The sequence below is a fragment of the Thalassospira profundimaris genome (genome assembly GCF_003326795.1).
GTDB lineage: Bacteria > Pseudomonadota > Alphaproteobacteria > Rhodospirillales > Thalassospiraceae > Thalassospira > Thalassospira profundimaris_C.
In genome coordinates this window covers 37,555-59,666 of record NZ_JPWI01000003.1, presented here as the reverse complement: position 1 = coordinate 59,666, position 22,112 = coordinate 37,555, and the positions used below count along the sequence as shown (strand labels likewise).

General features: G+C 54.6%; 23 protein-coding genes. 9 read left to right on the top strand and 14 right to left on the bottom strand.

The genetic code is table 11. The annotated features are described in order from the left end of the window. Positions 1-2 precede the first annotated feature (2 nt). The 4 genes from TH30_RS06390 to TH30_RS06375 form a co-directional block, all read right to left on the bottom strand. The gene (locus tag TH30_RS06390; protein ID WP_181850169.1) at positions 3-491 is read right to left on the bottom strand and encodes a GNAT family N-acetyltransferase; all 489 of its coding nucleotides are present in this window, start codon (positions 489-491) and stop codon (positions 3-5) included. An 11-nt stretch (positions 492-502) separates the two neighbouring features. Beyond that, entirely contained in the window at positions 503-1,321 is an 819-nt protein-coding gene (locus TH30_RS06385; protein ID WP_181850168.1) for an ABC transporter permease, read from the bottom strand. Beyond that, the gene (locus TH30_RS06380) at positions 1,311-2,084 is read right to left on the bottom strand and encodes an ABC transporter ATP-binding protein (protein WP_114097513.1); all 774 of its coding nucleotides are present in this window, start codon (positions 2,082-2,084) and stop codon (positions 1,311-1,313) included. The genes TH30_RS06385 and TH30_RS06380 overlap by 11 nt, the downstream gene beginning before the upstream one ends. A gap of 113 nt (positions 2,085-2,197) precedes the next feature. Beyond that, positions 2,198-3,274 (bottom strand): ABC transporter substrate-binding protein, encoded by a 1,077-nt coding sequence (locus TH30_RS06375; RefSeq protein ID WP_114097262.1) that lies wholly within the window; start codon positions 3,272-3,274, stop codon positions 2,198-2,200. Between the two features lie 505 nt (positions 3,275-3,779). Here TH30_RS06375 and TH30_RS06370 point away from each other — a divergent pair. Further along, on the top strand, positions 3,780-4,994 hold the full coding sequence (locus TH30_RS06370) for a TIGR03862 family flavoprotein (RefSeq protein ID WP_114097261.1): 1,215 nt from the start codon (positions 3,780-3,782) through the stop codon (positions 4,992-4,994). Position 4,995: 1 nt separating this feature from the next. Here TH30_RS06370 and TH30_RS06365 read toward each other — a convergent pair whose 3' ends face one another. Continuing rightward, positions 4,996-6,138 (bottom strand): calcium-binding protein, encoded by a 1,143-nt coding sequence (locus TH30_RS06365; protein ID WP_181850167.1) that lies wholly within the window; start codon positions 6,136-6,138, stop codon positions 4,996-4,998. A gap of 503 nt (positions 6,139-6,641) precedes the next feature. On the opposite strand from TH30_RS06365, the gene TH30_RS06360 reads away from it, so the two are divergent. The 5 genes from TH30_RS06360 to TH30_RS06340 all read left to right on the top strand — a co-directional run bounded on the left by TH30_RS06360 (position 6,642) and on the right by TH30_RS06340 (position 11,074). Then, positions 6,642-8,039, top strand: a complete 1,398-nt coding sequence (locus TH30_RS06360; protein WP_114097259.1) for an MFS transporter — start codon at positions 6,642-6,644, stop codon at positions 8,037-8,039. 22 nt (positions 8,040-8,061) lie between these two features. Next, positions 8,062-8,508 carry a MarR family winged helix-turn-helix transcriptional regulator gene (locus TH30_RS06355; RefSeq protein WP_114097258.1) on the top strand — a complete coding sequence of 149 codons (447 nt, stop codon included), beginning with the start codon at positions 8,062-8,064 and terminating at the stop codon, positions 8,506-8,508. A 9-nt stretch (positions 8,509-8,517) separates the two neighbouring features. Continuing rightward, positions 8,518-9,300, top strand: coding sequence for a siderophore-interacting protein (locus TH30_RS06350; RefSeq protein ID WP_114097257.1), 783 nt, complete (start codon positions 8,518-8,520; stop codon positions 9,298-9,300). Positions 9,301-9,497: 197 nt separating this feature from the next. Next, positions 9,498-10,820, top strand: a complete 1,323-nt coding sequence (locus tag TH30_RS06345) for a permease (RefSeq protein WP_114097256.1) — start codon at positions 9,498-9,500, stop codon at positions 10,818-10,820. Between the two features lie 23 nt (positions 10,821-10,843). Then, entirely contained in the window at positions 10,844-11,074 is a 231-nt protein-coding gene (locus tag TH30_RS06340) for a thioredoxin family protein (RefSeq protein ID WP_114097255.1), read from the top strand. A 62-nt stretch (positions 11,075-11,136) separates the two neighbouring features. Here TH30_RS06340 and TH30_RS06335 read toward each other — a convergent pair whose 3' ends face one another. Continuing rightward, positions 11,137-11,355, bottom strand: a complete 219-nt coding sequence (locus TH30_RS06335; RefSeq protein WP_114097254.1) for a DUF3126 family protein — start codon at positions 11,353-11,355, stop codon at positions 11,137-11,139. 270 nt (positions 11,356-11,625) lie between these two features. Here TH30_RS06335 and TH30_RS06330 point away from each other — a divergent pair, with 270 nt between their 5' ends. Further along, positions 11,626-12,336, top strand: coding sequence for a glutathione S-transferase (locus tag TH30_RS06330; RefSeq protein WP_114097253.1), 711 nt, complete (start codon positions 11,626-11,628; stop codon positions 12,334-12,336). A gap of 33 nt (positions 12,337-12,369) precedes the next feature. Here TH30_RS06330 and TH30_RS06325 read toward each other — a convergent pair whose 3' ends face one another. The 4 genes from TH30_RS06325 to TH30_RS06310 are packed head-to-tail and all read right to left on the bottom strand — an operon-like array spanning position 12,370 to position 16,889. Then, on the bottom strand, positions 12,370-12,687 hold the full coding sequence (locus TH30_RS06325) for an AtuA-related protein (RefSeq protein ID WP_309471200.1): 318 nt from the start codon (positions 12,685-12,687) through the stop codon (positions 12,370-12,372). Beyond that, positions 12,687-14,024 (bottom strand): acyclic terpene utilization AtuA family protein, encoded by a 1,338-nt coding sequence (locus TH30_RS06320; RefSeq protein WP_114097252.1) that lies wholly within the window; start codon positions 14,022-14,024, stop codon positions 12,687-12,689. Before TH30_RS06320 ends, TH30_RS06325 begins: the two co-directional genes overlap by 1 nt. Next, positions 14,021-15,889 (bottom strand): TRAP transporter permease, encoded by a 1,869-nt coding sequence (locus TH30_RS06315; RefSeq protein ID WP_114097251.1) that lies wholly within the window; start codon positions 15,887-15,889, stop codon positions 14,021-14,023. The genes TH30_RS06320 and TH30_RS06315 overlap by 4 nt, the downstream gene beginning before the upstream one ends. Positions 15,890-15,920: 31 nt before the next feature. Next, positions 15,921-16,889, bottom strand: a complete 969-nt coding sequence (locus tag TH30_RS06310) for a TAXI family TRAP transporter solute-binding subunit (RefSeq protein ID WP_114097250.1) — start codon at positions 16,887-16,889, stop codon at positions 15,921-15,923. A gap of 137 nt (positions 16,890-17,026) precedes the next feature. Here TH30_RS06310 and TH30_RS06305 point away from each other — a divergent pair, with 137 nt between their 5' ends. Next, entirely contained in the window at positions 17,027-17,983 is a 957-nt protein-coding gene (locus TH30_RS06305; protein WP_114097249.1) for a LysR family transcriptional regulator, read from the top strand. Positions 17,984-18,173: 190 nt separating this feature from the next. Beyond that, the gene (hpt, locus tag TH30_RS06300) at positions 18,174-18,710 is read left to right on the top strand and encodes a hypoxanthine phosphoribosyltransferase (RefSeq protein ID WP_114097248.1); all 537 of its coding nucleotides are present in this window, start codon (positions 18,174-18,176) and stop codon (positions 18,708-18,710) included. A gap of 41 nt (positions 18,711-18,751) precedes the next feature. Here the strand turns inward: hpt and TH30_RS06295 are convergent, their stop codons facing one another. From TH30_RS06295 to TH30_RS06280, 4 genes are all read right to left on the bottom strand, one after another. Further along, complete coding sequence (locus TH30_RS06295) at positions 18,752-19,249, bottom strand: phage holin family protein (RefSeq protein ID WP_114097247.1); 498 nt, start codon at positions 19,247-19,249, stop codon at positions 18,752-18,754. Continuing rightward, positions 19,246-19,539 (bottom strand): ElaB/YgaM/YqjD family protein, encoded by a 294-nt coding sequence (locus TH30_RS06290; RefSeq protein ID WP_114097246.1) that lies wholly within the window; start codon positions 19,537-19,539, stop codon positions 19,246-19,248. The genes TH30_RS06295 and TH30_RS06290 overlap by 4 nt, the downstream gene beginning before the upstream one ends. A 221-nt stretch (positions 19,540-19,760) precedes the next feature. Next, the gene (gene pobA, locus TH30_RS06285; protein ID WP_114097245.1) at positions 19,761-20,927 is read right to left on the bottom strand and encodes a 4-hydroxybenzoate 3-monooxygenase; all 1,167 of its coding nucleotides are present in this window, start codon (positions 20,925-20,927) and stop codon (positions 19,761-19,763) included. 231 nt (positions 20,928-21,158) lie between these two features. Then, entirely contained in the window at positions 21,159-22,088 is a 930-nt protein-coding gene (locus TH30_RS06280; protein WP_147251945.1) for a type 2 periplasmic-binding domain-containing protein, read from the bottom strand. Positions 22,089-22,112: the final 24 nt, after the last annotated feature.

Here is a 22,112-nt window from a genome sequence, read left to right as displayed (position 1 = left end):
CCTTATGCTGATTGCCCGCGCAAGCGATCAAGCGTCAGCCACATACGGACCTGATCAACCACCTTTCCAGATCGGGTTTTCCAGCCCTTGGCGATAAACAGTTCCTCGCCAAAACCAAGGCTGCGATAAAGCCCCATTGCCGTTTCATTGCCATCCACGACATTTAGCCAAAGCTTCTCATAGCTTGGCGTTTGCGCGCATTTTTCTGCAAGTGCGGCAAGCGCTGCCTTGCCAAAGCCGCGCCCGCGTTCAAACACCCCAAACTCGTCAAGTTTCGGCAATGCTGTCGCCAGGTCCAACAAATAGGCATAGGCCACAGCCCGCCCGTCGACCCGATAAACCCAAAGGGCGGCCTCCTTTGATCCGTTTAATGCGGCTTTCAAATCCGCATCCGGGACGCGCGCGATTTGATCATAGAAGGCTTCGTCTTCCATCATCTCAACGATGCGTGGAAATTCATCCCTGGTGGGGATTTCCCAGCTTCCCGTCATTTTCAACTCTCCTATCGCCATGCCAGTAACCAGCGATCCAGTCGGCCAAGCAACCACGATACGCACAATCCAAGAACAGAAAGCACCAATACACCGGCAATCAGCTGATCGGTCTGGTAAAGTTGCCCGGCTGAAAGAACCAGCGCCCCGATCCCGTATTGCGCGCCAATCATCTCGGCTGCGATCAGAAGGATAATCGCGATCGAGGATGAAATGCGAAAGCCCGACAGGATGGTCGGCAATGCACCGGGCAGGATGATCTTGCGGATCACCGACCACATCGGCATGTCAAAGCTTTGCCCCATGCGGATAAGATTACGTTGAACGTTATCAACCCCGCCAAATGTATTGATCACCGTCGGGAAAAACACACCAAAGGCAATGGTGGCGAATTTGGACGGCTCGCCAATGCCAAACCAGATGATAAACAGCGGCAAAAGCGCGATTTTCGGGATCGGAAACAGGGCCGAGACAAGTGCCACACCGGGCGAGCGTGCCCATGTGAACATGCCAACCATAAATCCGACAATCAAACCCGCCACGGTCCCCATGATCCAGCCGCCAGCAAGGCGCTGCAACGACGCCGCCAAATGACGCCACAAATCACCTGAGACAATCAGCTGCCAAAGCGCCTGGGCCACCGCCACCGGGCTTGGCATTGCAAGTTCGGAAATAAATCCGGTGCTTGATCCCAACTGCCAAAGGGCAATCACCACAAAAAAGCTTGCCCATGCGGCAACCGGGTTGGCCTTGGGGTTAAAGCCCGTGGCACGGAAACGGACCTTGTTGTCGGTATTTTCAGCGGTTTGCATTTCGATATCACGCGACATTTTCAAGCTCCTTGTCCGCCGCAATCGCTTCGTCGCGGATCAGGTTCCAAAGGGCCTGTTCATGGGAAACCAGTTCGTGCATGCCTTCGCGGCGATCCTGGATCGGAATATCGATGCTATGGATTTCCTTGATCGTGCCCGGACGACGACGCAAGGCCACCACCCGATGGGCCAGACGCACCGCCTCGTTCAGGTTATGGGTGACATAAACCGCCGTCATGCCGGTGCGTGCAAACAGATCGGAAAATTCATCAAGCAATAAAATACGGGTCTGGGCATCAAGGGCCGAAAGGGGTTCGTCCATCAGCAACACCGCCGGACGCACCGCAAGGGCGCGCGCAATGCCGACACGCTGTTTCATGCCGCCTGAAAGCTGCTTTGGATAGGCATCCCTGAAATCAGACAAATTGGTTTGCGCCAGAACTTCCTCGATCCGTACATCGCGTTCGGATTTGGACAGCGGATGGTCTTCAAGCACAAGGCTGATATTGCCTGCGACCGTACGCCAGGGCAGCAATGCGAAATCCTGAAAGACATAGGTCAGCGGGTTAAGACACCCTTCGGGTTTGGCCTGATCATCAATCAGGACGTCGCCGGAACTGGGCGCAAGCATCCCGCCAATGATCGATAAAAGCGTTGATTTGCCACAGCCCGAAGGCCCGATCAGGGCAACGACCTCGCCCGGTTCAATCGCAAGGTTGATGTCGCGCAATGCTTCGACCTGATCGTAACGATGGCTGACATTTTTGATGGTAAGCCGCATGGCCAACTCTTTGGGTAATGAAACAGGGATGGTGGCAATTTCGGAAAACAGCTTTTCCAAAAGATAACCGGGCCGAACGCACTTGTTTCGGCCCGGTTTGAAATCACATCAGCTTACTGGCCAAGCGGGGCGATGAAGCTGGTATCGATGAAGGTATCGGGATTGGCAGCATCCGACACAAAGCCGCGATCCTGATACCATTTGACCTGTGCCTTGACGTCCTCGACATTGAGTTTGCCTTCCTCGGTAATGAACATCGCGCCATTACGGATTTTCGGATAGGCCTTCTCTGCCGGGTCTTCGGCATAGACATATTTGTGCACGATCTCGAGGATTTCGTTGGTGGTATCGCTTTCAATCAGCTTGCCATCCGCATCAGTCGCCAAAAGGCCCGCACGGTAATCGGCCACACCTTTCTGATAGGCGCGCACGAATTTCTCGACCACGTCACGACGTTCTTCAACGTTTTTCGACGACGTGAAAAGACCACCTACCTGATAGGGAACGTAATCCTTTACCCAGCCGATGATATGCGCCGCACCGGCATTGGCCAGCGGCTTGGCGATGTGCGGGACGATGATCATGCTGTCGACCTGACCGCTTTTCAGCGCGCCGATCATGTTCGGTACGGACTGAAGCGGCTTAAGCTCCATGCTTTCGATGTCGACACCGGCCTTTTCCGCCACATTGCCGATCATGTAATGGAAGGATGACCCCACCTGCGACAGGGCAAAGCTGTGCCCGCCAAGCTTGTCGACCGAGGTCAGACCAGCTTCATATGCGGCGTTCGAGGCCAGAATGGCCGAACCGTCATAGCCCGGATCTTCATGAAGCTGTGCGCCGATAACCTTAAGCGCGCCCTTGCCCGCAAGGTTAAAGAACCCGCCGGTGAAGGCCGTCACACCAAAATCCGCATCCCCCGAAGCAATCGCCACCGCAACCGGCTGGGCCGCGCGGAAGAACGTAATTTCTGCATCAAGGCCTTCGTCCGCGAAATAGCCCTTTTCCTTGGCAATAAACAGCGGCGAGCTTGAAACGAAAGTCAGGGCAGCGATGTTGATTTTTTCAGCGGCCTGTGCCGCCCCCTGTCCGAATGACACCGCGCCAAATGCAATCGCGCCAAGGGCGGTTGCCAGCATGGAACGACGGGTGATCGCACCGATCCCCTTCACCAGATCGTAAGAACGCATGTTTCCTCCTGTTGGTCGTCTTTTGGTTTGTTTGCCTCTTCTGATTTTTTGTTAGCCGAATTACCGATAAATTGCCAATGTTTGGCGCAAACAGCGACAAAAAGGGTTGAATTCACCCCATATCAACCCGTTCGTGAAATGATATTTCACAATAAACTAAATCACGCGGCAAATCCCCGGCACCACATTCCATATATGGTTGAGAATGCTGATAAAGTGCCAATTATCCCGCATCGTCCCGCATTGCGTCCGCCCCTATGGGCGCCCGCCTATGCGGGCATGACGGGTTGGGTTATGCCTCTCGCCATTACCCCGCGCCTCTTTGTCACTACTGCACATCTTCGTTATTCCAAATCCCCTTCATCACTCCGCCCCGTTCGTCACCCCCGCGCAGGCGGGGGCCTCGCACCGCAAGTGCCACAGGATATACCAGCACAAAATTGCCAAGCCACGTCAAAGCCACTACAACTGCCAAACCAACCCTCATGACATCATAAGGCAGATCATGTCCGCACCTTCCACGCCCTCCGCAAGACCGACCCCTAATGGCAAAACCGCCATGGTGATTGGTGCGGGTCCGGCTGGCCTGATGGCGGCCGAACGGCTGGCGGGCGAAGGCTACGGCGTGACGATCTATGAAGGCATGCCTAGTGCCGGGCGCAAATTCCTGATGGCGGGGAAATCGGGGCTTAACATCACACATGGCGAGGATCTGGAAACTTTCCTGACCCGCTATGGCACCTCGCAGGCCCGCCTTGAATCGCATTTGCGCAAATTCGGTCCCGATCAAATCCGTGAATGGTGTGCGGGGCTTGGCGTTGAAACCTTTGTCGGGTCATCGGGCCGGGTCTTCCCGACCGTGATGAAGGCAAGCCCGCTTTTGCGTGCCTGGTTGCGACGCCTTGATGGTCTTGGTTGCGTGATCCACTACCGCCATTACTGGACCGGCTGGAACGATGCCGGTCAGGCGGTTTTCAAAACAACTGATGGCGACGTTACGGCACAGGCCGATATCACCATCCTCGCCCTTGGCGGCGGAAGCTGGAAACGATTGGGCTCGGACGGCAAATGGATGGAAATCCTGACCAAGGCGGGTATCAAATGCAATCCGTTCAAACCGGCCAATTGCGGCTTTGACATCGACTGGACGGATCATCTGATCGACAAATGCGCGGGATCACCCGTCAAGGCCGTCACCCTGACCTGCGGCGACCAGACCATACGCGGCGAATTCGTGATTTCCAAAACCGGGATCGAAGGCAGCGCGGTTTACGCGATCTCGGCAACACTCCGCGATCAATGGCTTGAAACCGGGGTCGGAACCCTGACGCTCGACCTCTGCCCCGACCGCACGCTTGAGGACGTCACAAACCGCCTTGCCAAACCACGCGGCAAGAACTCGCTGGGCAATCACCTGCGCAAGACACTTGGCCTTGATGCCACCAAAACCGCACTCATTTTCGAAGTCACCCCGCGCGACATCCAGAACGATCCGGCCAAACTGGCGGCTGCAATCAAGAACCTCAAAGTCAAAATCAAAAAGCCCCGCCCAATCGAAGAGGCCATCAGCACCGCAGGCGGTGTTGCATGGGAAGAACTTGATGACAATTTCCAGCTCATCAAACGCCCCGGCACCTATTGCTTGGGCGAAATGGTTGATTGGGAGGCGCCTACTGGGGGGTATTTGTTGAGTGGGTGTTTGGCTCCTCGAACGGCTTAGGTTATTTGGCTGTATCAGTAAATTGCTGTTCTTGTGACACAGGACGGGTACTTAGAATAACGTCGCGCGGCTCACAGCCTTTCGGTTTGGCTTCCATGTTAAACCCGTACGACTTGAATGTACCAAGCGTTGCAAAATCAAAACTGCCGCTATCCTGACTGACAGCGTTCACGCGAATCAGTGTCGCAATATCGATTGTCAAACCGGAACTGAATTCAAGATATTCCAGACGATCACAAATGTCGGTCCAGTTTACCAGTCTGATCTGGTCCTCAAAATCATCGAAAGATGCAGAGAAATTCTTTAAATCCTTGATGGCAAACAGCAGATCCAAACCGTCAAAACGAACAATCAAATCACGCGGCGCGATCTCTTTGCCAAACAGGATACGATCATAACCCGCGTGTTCCCTTACTCGAACCTCTCGCTTCTTAAGGTTACGTTTCGAGCCATCGGAATACAGATCGTAAACAGTATCGGTGCGGCGATTGAACGAGAAATCATTAATCGTGTCACGCCCGTCACCACGGCGAAAAATGTAGGTGTCATTACCGAAACCGCCCTCGAGGAAGTCCTTGCCTTTGCCACCCATTAACCAGTCGTGCCCCCAACTCCCATAAATGCGATCGCTGCCGGGTCCTCCGTCAATCGCGGCCTCACTGGATAAGTCCGTAAGAATAAAATCATCGCCAGAGCCAGAGTTGAATATTTCAACTTCATGGTTTGAAATATTGATGTCGAAATCCGCACTGCCGATATAGATCGCACGATCCATGCCTGCCCCGCCGTTAAAGCGGTCAAACTCGTCAATGACGAGATAGTCATCGCCCGGACCAGCGTCCAGGGTATCCTTACCCTGATCACCCACAAGAAGATCTCCCTCCAGCCCGCCGACGATTTCGTCATCACCGGGCCCGCCATACATCACCGCTTCAAGCTGTGAGCCAGCACGGATGTGATCATTGCCATGCCCACCTTCGACAAATCTGGTCCCTTGGACCCCAAGGTCGACATCCAGGGGATCATCGAGGTTCTTGTCCTTGAGGATCAAGATATTGAATGCACGGTTCGAGCCGAACGTCACATAATCGTCAGACAGGATTGCATGGAAGGTGACAGTGCGTTCGGAAAGCAGCTTGCTCACATTTTCGTCAACGTCGCACCCCGCCAACAATATACTTGCTTGTGCAGCAATCATCCCTGTCGCGAATCTTATCCGCACCATTAAACGTGGTCCCTCTAGCTGATAACAGCTCCCCCAAGGGATTGACGACGATAGGTTTTCATTCTTGTAACGCCGTCACCAACCATACCTTCTCAATCAATACGATCAACTACCCGAACGGTTAGCGATACAGAAAAGCTGACATCATACGTTCACTGTTATTATCGTTTAATGTCGGCTGTAGGGCTGTTGACATCTCTCTGACCAGAAGATCAGAAAACATAGTTGACACAATCAACTACTTTCATATAGTTGATATAGTCAACCAAATAAGCTCGCAGATACAGACGCCTTTCGCCCCCCATTCCCCGGCTTCTGTATCCGCCCCGCACCCCTCGCGTGTCACCGAATTGCGCAATGCTTTGCCGTCCGCTGGAATGTGCCGCCTTGCGCCATTGTTAGTCTGAAAGTGAAATCGCCCCATGAAGATTTCGACCACCATTTACCCGGACGGATTGCCAAGCCCGCGGGCCGGATTTGCCGCCATCGCGGTGTTGCTGACCATCATGATGGCCGTGCTGGATGGCACGATCATGAATGTGGCGCTTCCGATCATTGCGCAGGATCAGGGCGTTTCGCCCGCCCATGCCATCTGGGTTGTCACTGCCTATCAGCTGGCCATTGTTGTTGCCCTGTTACCGCTTGCCGCCCTTGGCGAGGCCATCGGGTTTCGCAAGGTATATCTGAGCGGCATTGCGATCTTCGGGATCGCATCATTGCTGTGTGCCATGGCCCCGAATATCGAAATTCTGACCGCAGCCCGCGTGTTGCAGGGCCTTGGTGCCGCAGCACTGATGAGCATCAATGGTGCGGTCATGCGCCATATCTTCCCGCAGGCCAAACTTGGCCGTGCGATTGGCTGGATCGCCATGACGGTTTCGGTGTCGGCCGCAGGTGGACCGACCATTGCCTCGGCCATTCTGGCGGTCGCAAGCTGGCACTGGCTGTTTTTGATCAATGTGCCGATTTCGGTTCTGGCGATCATTGTCGGCTATTTCGCCCTGCCCTTTAACGCGCCAAGCCGCACCCGGTTTGATTTCATCAGTGCGTTTTTGAATGTCCTGGCCTTTGGCGGATTGATTTCGGCCCTTGGCAATGTGGGCACCGAAAGCAGCCCGGCTTTGATTACTGCGCAATTTGCCATTGCGATCATTGCCGGTGCGTTTCTGGTGCGACGCCAATTGTCCAAGGATCGGCCGATGTTGCCGCTTGATCTTTTGAAGCTGCCGATTTTTGCCTGTTCCATCGGGTCATCGATCTTTGGCTTTTGCGCCCAGATGATTGCGTTTGTCACCCTGCCTTTCTATTTCCATGACGTGCTGGGTTATAGCCCGACCATGACCGGACTTTTGATGACGCCCTGGCCGCTTGCCACCGCAGTTGCCGCCCCCGTTGCCGGACGGCTGGCCGATAAATATTCGCCGATCCGTCTGACCGGGCTTGGCATGATGGTCTTTGCCGTCGGGCTTTCTGCCGTCACCTTTGTTCCGGCAGAAGGCAGCTATGGCGGAATTATTGCTGCCCTTGCGATCTGCGGGATCGGGTTCGGACTGTTTCAGGCCCCAAATAACCGCCTGATGCTGACCAGTGCGCCGCGCGAACGTTCGGGCGGGGCCAGCGGGATGTTGTCAACCGCACGCCTGACCGGGCAATCGGTCGGTGCGGCCCTTGCCGCGATCCTGATCGGCACGGGGACTTCGTTTGACTTTGATACCATCATGATGGTGGCAAGTGGTGCCGCCCTGACATCGGCCCTTATTTGCGAAGGTCGTCGCCATGCCCTTCGCACCGGCAGGATCACAAGCCCGGCGGGCCTGTGAATACAAGAAAGCGAGAGAGATCATGATCGAACAGGATCAGGCACACGTCCCGGGTGAAACCCTGCATCGGCTTGTCCATGCCTATAAACGCAGCCTGATGAATGCGATGGTTGATGCCGATATGCCGATGCCGATTTCGCACAAGCGCGTAATGAAATGGATCGTCCGCATTCCGGGCATCACCGCCCAGCAGATGGCCGAAAAATCAGGTCAGGACAAAGGCCGCATCACACGGCTTTTGCAGGAACTTGTAAATGACGGGCTGATTGAACGCCGCCCGCACCCCATTGATCGACGCAGTCAGACGCTGCATTTGACGACCGCAGGCGAGACCCGCATGGAAGCCTTCCGTGCGGTCGAGCAAGATGTCAGATCCCGCATGACACGCGGCCTTACGCCCCAACAAATCAGGGACTTTGTCGAAATCGCCAACCTGATGGCTGATAACCTCGACCCCTGTGGTTCCTAGGAGACTTCAATGAACAGACCTGCCCCGCGCGATCTTGTCGTGATCGCAAAAACGCAAGTCACCCCCAATATGCTGCGCGTTACCCTTGGCGGTGACGGCATGGCAGGCTTTCCTGAGGATCAGGAAAGTGCCTATGTCAAACTGATCTTCCCGATTGATGGCGATGACAAGGACCGTGTGTTGCGCCGGACCTATACGGTGCGTCATGACCGCATGACCGATCAGGGCCGCGAGATTGATCTTGATTTCGTCATGCATGGCGATGCCGATGACGACCATGATCATGGCGGCCCGGCATCAAACTGGGCGGTAAATTGCAAACCCGGTGATGTAATCACGGTTGGCGGCCCCGGCCCGAAAAAGCTGGTTGATCCGACGGCTGACTGGTTCCTGATTGTTGGCGATATGACGGCCCTGCCCGCTGTTTCGGTCAATCTTGAAACCCTGCATGCAGATGCACGCGGCTATGCCGTGATCGAGGTCCGGTCCGAGGCCGATATTCAGTCGATCCGAAAGCCCGCCAATATGACAATTGAGTGGGTGATCAATCCGCGTCCGGGTGAAAACACCACAGCCCTTGTTGATGTGGTACGCAAGATTGGCTGGCTTGAAGGCCGGGCATCCGTCTGGGCCGCGTGCGAGTTCAGTGCGATGAAGGAATTGCGGCGCTATTTCCGCGAGGAACGTGGACTTGGCAAGGATGATCTTTATATTTCAAGCTATTGGAAGCTTGGCATGAATGAAGACACCCACAAGGTCATCAAATCCGAAGACGCCAGCAACGCGGCTTAACCCCCGATCACACACCCTGGATATCAATCGTAAAACGCCCCGATCCGCATTGGTTCGGGGCGTTTTTTATTGGCACATCTAAAAACCGTCCGGTGATCACAGGTTGCGATAGCTCAAGGTTTTATGCCCCGACATTTGATAGATTTTAAAACAGATATTGATCAACCTGCCCGAACGGCGCCAATGGGAGCCCGTGAATGCTCAATACCCTGATGACGCTTTATCGCGAGAATCCCCGTGAAGGCCGCCTGTTTGCCGTCATCGCACTGGGCTTTCTGGCAATCTATTTCATTCCGGCAGGAACAGGACGGTTTGACAATGCCGTGCTTGAGGCCGTCTATCTGACCAACTGGTACGCACGCGAGCATGTCATTTTATGCCTGCTTCCGGCCTTTGTCATTGCCGGTGCCATGGCAATCTATATCAGTCAGGGATCGGTGATGCGCTATCTCGGGCCGGATGCATCACGCCCGGTCGCGCTTGGCGTTGCGTCCGTTTCGGGAACGCTGCTTGCGGTTTGTTCCTGTACGGTCCTGCCGCTTTTCGGGGGGATTTACAAACGTGGTGCCGGACTTGGCCCGGCCATCGCGTTTTTATATTCCGGTCCGGCGATCAATGTGATTGCAATCGTCGTGACATCCAAGGTTCTGGGGGCAGAAATCGGCATTGCACGCGGGATTGGTGCCATCGCCTTTGCGATTGTCATTGGCCTGATCATGCACCTGATCTATCGCCGCGAGGAAGGCGAACGCGCCCTGAAACCCAGACGCGGTTTTGGCGCAGATGACGAGGGCAAGCCGCTTTCGATCACCATCGCGTTTTTCGGCCTGATGATAGGTATTCTGGTGTTTGCCAACTGGGCGTCGGTTCCTGACAGTCCGGGCTGGATGGCGATCTATCAGGTTAAATGGGTCATCACGGCCTTGCTTGCGGCCGGTTTTGCCGGGCTTTTGATCTGGCAATGGAACTGGCCGCCCAAACAGGTTCTTGTCCTTGCAGCCCTTCTTGTCACGATTGCGCTTTTGTTTCCGCACTATCCGCAACTGACCTTTGGCGTCGGCATTATCGGCCTGATGATGGTGGCGCTTTCGCGTGATCAGGATCGTGAATGGGTGACGCAAAGCTGGGATTTCACCAAACAGATTTTGCCGCTTCTGGTGATCGGTGTCTTTATCGCAGGATTGCTGCTTGGCCGACCGGGCCACGAAGGACTTGTCCCCGAACAATGGGTGCAGGCCGCCGTGGGGGATAATTCCCTGACCTCGACCGCACTTGCATCGGTTCTGGGGGCCTTCATGTATTTCTCGACCCTGACGGAAGTTCCGATTGTCGAGGCCCTGATGGGGGCTGGCATGGGCAAAGGCCCGGCATTGGCGCTTTTGCTGGCGGGGCCTGCCCTGTCCCTGCCCAATATGCTGGTGATCAGAACCGTAATCGGCACGCAGAAGACACTGGTTTACTGCGCGCTTGTCGTCGTCATGGCCACCGTTTCAGGCTTTATTTATGGCAATTTCCAATAGTCTCGCTCAACAGGAGTGCTCGGATGAAAATCAGTATTTACGGCAGCGGATGCGCAAAATGTCAGGCCTTGGCCAAAAACGCCGAAGCCGCTGCACAGGCCCTTGAACTTGAATACGAGATCGAAAAAGTCACCGACGTGAACCGGATCATTGATGCCGGGATCATGCGCACCCCGGCCCTGATGATTGATGATGACATTCTGGTCGAAGGCAAGGTCCCGACCCCAGATGAAATCCGCCAGATGCTGTCGTGATATAAAAAAACGCCCCGACCAAACTGGCGCGGGGCGTTTTCATGTCTGAACGGCTTTGCCGATCACGGTGCCGGCGGCAGGTCTTCTTCAAGGATGACAATATTCAGCGAATAGCTGACTTCGCCTTCATCCTCGTCACGATGCAGAACGCCAACGAACTCGTCACCAACGCGCATCTCGATCGGATGACCTTTTTTCTTCGGTGCATCAATCGCGATCTGGTTATTGTCAAAGGTACGGCGCAGATAATCGGTAACGCGCGCGATTTCGGTCGGTGTCATAGGACTTGCCCCTTGTTCTTTCCAATCGGCTTTTAACTGTCAGACCACAGGATATCGCATCGACGCTTTGGCGTCTGCCCTCTTTCCTCGGCCCGGACGTAAAACTGGTGCACTGTCCTTTCACAAACTGCCCCTGAAAATCAAGCCCGCAACGACCAAAATTGATCAAAAAACGCCGTTTTGATCAATTTTCACCAGATCACATTCATCTGCCCGACTTTGCACGCATAAGCAGTTGCATTCGCCGCATGCACCGTTTAATCCGGATATATGCCCAATCATGACCAAACCACCGAAATCAAATCTTCTGCTGACAGTGTAACAGACGGGTCCGCACGCCCGATTTTATACAGCTTCCGTCGCTGTCCCTATGCCATGCGCGCACGTATTGCGCTTCTGGCAGCCGATATTGATGTGGAACTGCGCGAAGTTGTCTTGCGCGACAAACCGCAAAGCATGATTGATGCATCGCCAAAGGCCACCGTTCCGGTCCTGATCCTGCCCGATGGCACGGTGATTGATGAAAGCCTTGAAATCATGGTCTGGGCACTGGCCGAGAATGACCCGCATGACTGGCTTAATCCCGAAAGCGGCACACTTGATGATATGCTGGCCCTGATTTCGCAAAATGACGGCCCGTTCAAATATCATCTTGATCGCTATAAATATTTCAACCGCTACGAGGATGCTGATCCGGCCGAACATCGCCGGGATGCGGAAAAGATCCTTAACCGGCTTGATGGCCGTTTGGCGGTTGGCAAATACCTGTTCGGGTCGCGCCCGGCACTGGCTGATTTTGCCATTGCGCCCTTTATCCGCCAGTTTGCCAATACCGACCTTGAAGCATTTGACGCCATGCCGTTTGTCCATCTGCAACGCTGGCTGAATGACTTCCTGAAATCATCTTTCTTTGAGCGCGCCATGATCAAGTATGACCAGTGGCACGAAGGCGACACCCCGATCATTTTCAAGGCGGCGTGACGGGATAACTTTCCGGTTTTCCCGCCGCCTGCCCTAGGCCGCTGACATATCGATATCGAGTGTCAGGATCAGCGAACTCAGACATTTTCCGTGCGGATCAAGGGCCAGCGAACGGGTAACACCACCGGCCAGCGCATCATGCATGACGAAATTGAGGGCCGATATCTGAGGCAGTTCGTAACGTTCGACCCGGCCGGTGATCATGGCACCAAAATGGGCACGCACCCGTTCTGCCGTTACCTGCCGGACCAGAACATCCCAGTCCTTTGGGTCAAAGGCGATAACGGACACGTTGGAAATATTGCCTTTGTCGCCAGTTCGGGAATGTGCAATGTCACGTAACAACATCATCAGGCCTCCATCATTTCGAAACGTGTCTGCACATGATGTTCGGGCAGCAGCCCCGACACGATTGCGACGATTTCGCGTGCGGTTTTGGTAACACCCCCACCACCAGCGGGACCATTCAGATACAGGCTTTCGACTTCCTCGCCGATACGGGCTGCACTCGCAAGGTCATCTGTCCGCACAACAAAGCGCAGGCGAACCTCGTTTGGCGGTACCCCTGCCATGTCGGCATTCGTCACAATCGAATTAACCCCGATCAGTTCGCCCCGCTTTTCCTCATAGTCAATTCCGGCCAAAGCCAGGCGTTGATCCAGAATATCGAGTGCAAGCTGCCCGCGTGCCACAGCACCCGGACCTGCATATGAAATCTGACCTTCGCCAATGCAGGAATCGATATAACCGATCGAGACTTTCAGGCTTCCTGTTCTGGGCGAACCATCACCACCGGATATGGCAACCCGATCCGGCCCGATTTCTTCGATACGCACCCCCGAGAAATCGGCAACCACGTCAGGCTGAATGTATTTTTTCGGATCATGCACTTCGTAAAGCAGTTGTTCCTTGCAGGTCGCGGCCGTCACACAGCCGCCCGAACCTTCAAGCTTGGTAATCACCGCGTTTCCATCGGCACTGACTTCGGCAATTGGAAAGCCCAGACGGGCAAGATCGGGGACATCCTTAAGACCGGGATCAGCAAAATACCCACCCGTGATCTGCCCCCCACATTCGAGAAGATGACCAACCAGCGTCCCCCGGCCAAGCAGGGTCCAGTCATCCATTTTCCAGTCAAATTCAAAGATTTGTGGTGCCAGGAACATTGCCGGATCGGCAGCCCGGCCAGTCAGGATCACATCCGCCCCCGCCGCAAGTGCATCAACAATCCCGCCTGCACCAAGATAGGCATTCGCCGATACAACCTGCTTTTTGAAATCACGTAACGTAGCGGCTGTTTCGGTAATGTGGAATTCGTCAGGCGACAGGATATCAAGCACGTCATCACCCAGAACCGCCGCCACCCTTAACCCGGTCAAGCCAAGCTCGCGGGCAATCGCAACGGTGTGCCTGGCGGCGGCAACCGGGTTGGCTGCCCCCATATTGGAGATGACCCGAATGGACTTTTCATGGCACACAGGAAGCACGGCACGCATACGCCGTTCAAGCAACGGATCAAACCCGGCATCCGGATCACGCATCTTTGCCTGCTGGGCAAGGGCGATGGTGCGTTCAGCCAGACATTCAAAAACCAGATAATCAATGTCGCCGTGTTGGGCCAGATCGACCGCCGGTTCCACCCGGTCGCCAGAAAACCCGGCACCGGTCCCTATGCGGATGGTTTTCATTGCCCGACCTCCTGCATGGCGCGGCGGGCGCTCCGCCCGAAGAACAGGCACGCCCCAAGCAATCCGGCAGCAATCAACGGGGTCAGCATTGCAGGCCACAGCGCAATGGCAATCACAATCAGCAACAAGCCCCGATCCACCCACAGGCGCCCCCAAAGCGGCTGCCCGCCCAGCAATGCCGGTATGGCAACGACCAGAACAAGCCCCGACAGAACCGCATTGATCACGGCCAGTGTTCCGCCACTACCAATCATGCCTGGATAAAGCAGCAACATGAACGGCACGACATAGGTCAGCGCCCCGAGACGCACGGCTTCAAATGCGGCTGGTAGCCAGTTGGTCTGCGCGATACCTGCGCCGACAAATACCGCCACACATACCGGTGGCGTGATGACCGAAATCGTCGCGAAATAAAACACAAACAGATGTGCGGTCAGCGGGTCAATTCCGACCGCCGTCATTGCCGGGGCCAGAACAGCCGCAACCAGCACATAGGCCGCTGTGGTCGGCAAACCCATGCCCATGATCAGGCACACCAGACCAACAATCACGGCAACAAGAACGGTTGAGTCACCGGCAATTGCGACAATCATCGAACTGAGCGTCACACCAATGCCGGTCATATTGATCATGGAAACAAGGATTTGCGCCCCGGCAAGCAGGACACCAATAATCACCATCCCCTTGCCGGCATCGGTGACCCCGTCCAGAACACGCACACACATTTCGCGCATGGAAAGCCGCCCGACAGAGGTCGCAATGAACGCAACCAGCAGACCGGCCATGCCGTAAAAGGCCGAAGTCGCAACCGACCGCCCCATGAAAATGCCAATGGCAAGACAGCCTAGGGCGGCCACAATCGGCAAGACCTTGCGCAGGGCGAGAATTTCCGACCATGCCGGAAGTTCATCTTCTGGCACAAGGCTAAGATTACGGCGGGTCGCAACGATATGGACCGTCACAAAAACCGAAAGGTAAAACAGAACAGCCGGAATAATCGCAGCCACCATGACATCGACATAGGCAATACCAAGGATCTCGGCCATGACAAAGGCGGCTGCCCCCATGATGGGCGGGGCGATCTGCCCTCCGGTTGAAGCCACGGCTTCAACGGCGGCGGCAAGTGGCGCCGGATAACCAAGACGGCGCATCATCGGAATGGTGAAATTGCCCGTGGTTGCAACATTGGCAACGGCCGAGCCGGAAATCATGCCAAACAGGCCACTGGAAATGATGGCGATTTTTGCTGCACCACCTCTTTGCCGTCCGCCCAACCGCATGGCCAGATCCATAAAGCTCTGCCCCCCGCCGGTATGGAGCAGCAAGGCACCGAACAGGACAAAGGCAGCAATCACGGTTGCCGCAACTCCGGTCAGCATCCCCCATATCCCCAGATCGCCGAGGAAAATGGTTTCTGTGACAAATTCAAGGTCAAAGCCACGATGCCCCATGCTGCCGGGAATGTATTTTCCAAGCAGCGCATACATCAATCCGGCAATCACCAGTACCGGGAAGATCAAGCCGACGGCACGACGCCCTACTTCAAGAACCGTGACGACAAGGCCAAGTGTCAACACCATATCAAGCCGGGTCGCCCATGGCAGGGTCGTCATGATCTCGTCGTAGTTCACAACAATATAGGAACAGGCTGTGACTGTTACCGCAGCCAAAACCAGATCTATAACCAAGCCTGCCTTCCGCCAGGGCGTGCCCTGCCCCAGCGGAAAAAGGCTCAGACCAAGACAGGTAACCAGCGCAAGAAAAACCGCCCTTTGGATCAGACTTTCAAACGGACCTGTTGCGGCCGTGTAGAATACGAAGATGCCGACGAGCAACGCAAACCCGTCCCGGAGACGTCCAGACATGGCGGTTTTCCCTTTGTATCAAGGCTTGTTTTTATTTTGCGGGATCGAGGTTCGCCGGGATTTCATACCCGTTTTCACGGAACCATTTCGCGGCCCCCGGATGCAGGGGAATGGTCGCATATTGCAGCGTCAGCTCTGCCAGATTGACGCCCTTGACGCTCGCCATTGCGGCCCCCTGGACTTCCTTGTCGGTCATGATGGCATCAACAATCTTGTAGGCCGCATCTTCGGACAGATTGGCAGAAGCACCAACACCGACACCAAAGCTCCAGGTCGAATAGGCCGGAACGCCATCAGCGGCACCTTCAGGAATATCTACCACTGACACATCCGGCATTTTCTCAAGAAGGGTCTGTTTCTGCGCATCGGTAAGGCTCAGAACCTTGATCGGTGTAAAAGTCGCGATATCAAGGGTCGAGCTATCAAGTTTAAGCCCCGCACCGGATTTTACATATCCAGTCACGCGGTTATCCTTGATCATGTCGACGACATCGGTGGTCGAACCACGGACATAATCAGATGACAGGCCAAGTGTCTGGAAAACAGCCTCTGTTGTGCTTTCGGTTGCAGACCCTTTGATACCGGGATTGAAACGCTGTCCGGCCAGTTCCGCAAGGCTACTGATTCCCGCATCTTCGCGCACAATCACATTCTGCGGCGCGCCGGTATACACCCAGAGAAGCCCCAGATTTTCCATCGCCTTGCCGTCAAAGGCCTTGGTCCCGGAATGGGCGTGCTGGGCAACGTTGGTGGTTACCAGACCAAGGTCAATCTGGTTGCGTTCGATACGACGCAGGTTGTCCATCGTGGCACCGGTTTCCACAACCGATGCTTCGATATCATTCTTCGCATCATTGATCAGCTTGGCGACAGAAACGAAATAGCCATAGTGCGACGAAGAAGCCGAAGTAGAACCGATCAGCAATTTGTCCTGTGCGAATGCAGGCACCGACAGACCAAAGGCGAGCACGCCCGCCAAGGCGAGTTTCGTGATTTTCATAATATTTCCTCCCTATGCCTTATCAGGCATGTTTGATGTTCCGCCGGCAAGTCTTGGGCTTTGATTATTCTCGGCGGACGGAAAGTGTGGTTCAGATTTTTTATTGCAGGAAGATCAAATAGTGAGATAATTGATGCATGAAACGCATCAATCTTGATACCGACGAAGTACGTGCCTTCTGCCTTCTGGCAGAAAGCGGCAGTTTTCGTAAGGCGGCTCAACGACTTGGCATTTCCGGATCAACATTGAGCCGCCAGATCAGCCGTATCGAGGAACGCACCGGGGCGCGACTGTTTGATCGTGACACACGTAATGTTGCGCTGACCGATCAGGGCAAAATGTTCCTGAGACTCGCCGAACGCATCCTGAACACCACTGATTCTGCACTGGCAGAATTTGACACATATCTGAACACCAGACGCGGCAAGCTGACGATTGCGGGTCTGCCTTCTGTCACTGCCGGGCTGTTGCCGCCGCTGATTGCCGAATTCATGGACACCCATCCCGATGTCGACCTTCAACTCAATGACATGTTATCTGATGGCGTGCTTCGCGAGGTTGAAATGGGCCGTGCCGATATCGGCTTTACGGCAGATGTGGTTGAAAATAGCGACAATCTTTCATTTCAGCGCCTGTTAAGTGACAGGTTTATCGCAGTCGGCGCACCAAACAGCTTCTTGCAGGAAGAACGCACCTATAAATGGGAAGAAATTCTGTCACAGCCGATGGTGGCGATGTCGCGTGAAACAAGTGTCCGGGCCGTCATTGATGCTGCCTGTGCGCAAAACAATTTTCTATTTCGTCCCCGGTTTGAAGTCGCACATCTTGCAACGGCAGGCGCGCTCGTATCCCAGGGGCTTTGCATCACGGCGCTGCCATCACTTACATTGCCGGTTCTTGGACGTTCGCCGCTTATATTCCGACCGCTGGAAAGTCCGGTCTTGTTACGGCAAATCGGATTGGTCTGGCGGTCCGGCCGCACATTATCCCCTGCGGCACAGGCCTTTCTGAGCTTGGTCAGAAATCGAAACCTGAAATCACTAATCCCCCATTCCACCATTGAAAATACAATCAGCTCGCCAACATCCCAGTGATCGCCGGGACATTCAGGCGCAAGACTTCGCATCTCTGCCGCGCAAAGGCATGTCTTGCCTCACCCATGGCGCGATAATGTATTTGTGATCTAAGGGATTATACTTCTGTTACCATTCACGGGCTGGTCAGAACGACCTTCGTGTGCTAGCAAGCCAAACATCACAACCCAACGCTTCAGGACCAGAATTTATGGCCGATTATGATGTCAAGCCGCTGATCACGGCGGACGAAATTGCCACCCAGATTGACGCGCTTGCCGCCAAGATCAATGAGAGCTTCAAAGACACCCAAAAGCTGATAGTTGTCGGCCTGCTTCGCGGCTCTTTCGTATTCATCGCCGATCTGGCCCGCAAGCTGACCGTTCCGGTCGAAGTCGACTTCATGGTCGCATCATCTTACGGCGACTCTACTGAAAGCTCGCGCAATGTGCGTATCGTAAAGGATCTTGATGGTCAGATCCGTGGCAAGGATGTGCTTCTGGTCGAAGACATCATTGATACCGGTTATACGCTTTCGGAAGTTGTCCGCCTGCTCAAGACCCGCGATCCGAACCGTCTGGAAATCTGCACGCTTCTGAACAAGCCGTCGCGCCGCGAAGTCGAAATCCCGATTGATTTCTGTGGCTTTGATATTCCCGACGAATTCGTGGTTGGCTATGGCATCGATTATGCCCAGAACAACCGCAACCTGCCCTATATCGGCACCGTGCATTTCCACGGCGAATAAGCCGGATACGCATCGGACAATCAAAAAGGCGGGAAGCAATGCTATCCCGCCTTTGTTGTGTCTGTGGTACGGGCATCAGGTTCCCTGACATCGGGTTTTCGGCCAAAAACGCCAAGTGCATCAAGGTCCGCAACCATCTGGTCAAACCCCGTTTTCATTTTGGGGTGGTTGCCCTGCCCGGTCGCATAGCCGGTCATGGCGGAATGGATCAGAAGATCAAACAGAACGTCATCTTCCCTTGCATCACGTTCTGACGATATTTCATCCTTCGTCGGCCTGTCAATCGCGTCGCCGGGATCACGCTGCATGATGATCGCAAGCGCAATCAGACCAAGCGTGATCAGGGTGCCGCCAAGCGTTATAGCAGCAACAATTGCCCCGAAACTCGCAGCCAGCGCCATATAGACGGCAGCCAGCAAAAAACCTGCACCTGTCAGAAGCACAAGACCGATCACGGCAAAGACCGCGCACTTTCGTACAGCAGCCTTTGCCAGATCTGTCAACGCGCCCGAAAGCGTTTGCGTCAACTGGTCAATCATTTCTGAAGCAGTCGGCCAATCAGAAGGCCAACACCGAATGTCACGGCGACGGAAGATAACGGGCGTTCACGCACACGTTCCACCGCGACTTCGCGGGCATGATCAAACTGGTCGCGGGCCTGATCGGATACTTCACGGATACGTTCGGCTGCGGCCTGTGTACGGGTTTGCGCCCCCTCGCCCGCCATGGTCCGGAGCGTCTTGGTGACCTCTGCCAGATCCTTGCGAAGTGCATCGACATCGGCCTGAAGTTTTGCAGCATCAGCCGTCGTCTCGGTTTTGGTCGCCATGATTTTCTCCTGTTGTATTGAAATCCAACACACAGGAAACGGTCGGTCGTGGAAATGGTTCCGAATTCAATTGTGATCATTTTCGGGCAGCCTGGCTCAACCGCGAAAACAGGAACGGCCCGCGTGGGCTGCGGGCCGTTCCAAGATCCTGTCGGAAATTTCTGGGCGGAAATGAAGAGTGGGAGCTCTTCTTACGGGAGTGGGTATCCCCGTTACGTCAATCAGTAAGGCAAACCGACGTAGTTTTCCGACAGGTTGGTCAATCCTGCCTTTGACGACAGGATATACTGCAATTCGGCATCGCGGATGCGGCCGTCAAATTCTTTCTGATCCCCGAAAGTATGGAGCATCGAGGTCATCCACCATGAGAACCGCTCTGCCTTCCAGACGCGTGCAAGCGCAGTCTCCGAATAGCTTTCAAGCAGGTCCTGACGGTTGTTCTTGTATTTCGCAATCAGGGCTTCGGACAGGTAGTGAACGTCGCTTGCCGCAAGGTTAAGGCCCTTGGCACCGGTCGGCGGCACGATATGGGCAGCGTCCCCTGCCAGGAACAGACGGCCATGCTGCATCGGTTCGGCGACAAAGCTGCGCAGCGGCGCGATGCTTTTTTCAAACACTTCGCCTTCATTGACCAGTTCACCGTCTTCTTCACCAAGGCGGGTGCGCAGTTCGGCCCAGAAGCGGTCATCAGACCAGTCTTCGATCTTGTCGGTGCTGGGCACCTGAACATAGTGGCGCACAACGGTTTCCGAGCGCATCGAGCACAGCGCAAAACCACGATCATGCTTGGCATAGATCAGTTCGTCGGCAACCGGTTTTGCATGGGCCAGAACACCCAGCCAGCCAAACGGATAGACCTTTTCGAATTCCTGCACACCCGGAAGCGTCTTGCGGCCGACACCATGGAACCCGTCGCAGGCAGCGATATAATCACAGGTCAATTCGGTTTCATTGCCGTCTTTGACATATCGAACACGCGGTTTGTCGCCATCAATGTCATGCAGACTGACATCCTCGGCTTCGAACACGATCTCGCCACCATGGGCAAGACGGGCTGAGATCAGGTCTTTGGTGACTTCGGTCTGACCATAGATCATCACCGTCGAACCACCGGTGAGTTCTTCCATATTCACGTGCGTACGTTTGCCATTCACGCTGATATAGATGCCGCCATGAATGATGCCTTCCTTATTCATGCGCGCATCAACACCGACCCGCTTCATCAGGTCAACTGTCCCCATTTCAAGAACGCCAGCGCGGATGCGGCCTTCGACATAGTCGCGGCTTTTGCGTTCAAGAATGACGGATTCAATTCCCTGTACATGCAACAGGTGGGAAAGAAGCAAGCCAGCCGGGCCGGAACCGATAATGACGACAGGGACATGCATGACGATTTCCTCACAAGATCACGGTTGTTGATTGTTCTTTTTTAATTGGAACAAGAACCATTCCATTGCGGAAACAATACGCTGGTTGGCGCTTGGACAGAATGGACAAACCGGGATAATGATTGGACAAATCGAACACGTATTCATATTTGGTTATAGATCAATTCCGATATGGTTCTGGATCACTCCCATCCTCGGGGAATTCCCGCAAGGGTTGCTTGGATCGGGCGACTATTCGCTGTTCCTGTCACGATCCTGACCGGACCTTGCGGGAAGATCTTCCTTGCAGATGGACCATTCCTTACAGATTTCCTGCCCCTCATCAGAGGCAATATAACGCTCATATGCCCTCATCAATGCTTCGCCATCCGGATGATTGCGCGAAAACAGGATGAACATATTGTTTGTCGTTATCGGATCGGTGGTGGCATAGGTCGCAGCCACCTTTTCGCCCAGTAATCTGGTCAGATCAAACCATCCGACCTCTTCTTCCTCAAACAGGATATCGGCGCGATCGGCATCAAGAAACCGCCAGGCTGATTCAGGATTGCTTACCATATCAGCCGCGATACCAAGCCTCCTGAATTCTTCTTCATACCAGTAACTTGCAATCCCGACGGGCCGCAATCCAAGCAATGGAACATCGGCCAGCCGGTTCAAGTTGATACCATCGGGAAAGCGCGTGGTTTTGTAGAATCCTTTTTGGTGTGCATGGGCAATCGGATAGTGCGGAACGTGAAACTCATCGATACGTATATCGGTTCCAAGCCATGGGAATGTCGCGATATAGACACCCCGCCGGGTTTGCTCATAAGCCCGCTGCCAGGGCACAAAAACGAACTGCACCTTAAAGCCCATGGCGCTGAATATGGTCTGGAACCTTTTGGCGTGCCTGCCAAAGTCCGGAAGGGTTTCACTGATCATTGGCGGCCATTCACCGACCGCAACCCGAAACTCATATCCTTCCTTAAGATCAACGCGCTCAGAAGCCTGCTCGCCAATGACATCGGGGATTGGCGGGGTTATCGCTTTGGCATCACGGTCACCGGCCAACTGTGCGGCAGTCGCAGCATGTGTCGCGGCACTTGCACCGCTCAGCGTGATCAACAAACACAATGCCGCCAGCACTTGGCAAACGTGACTTTTCCGACGCAACCTCATAGGCATCTCCGGAAATGTGAGATC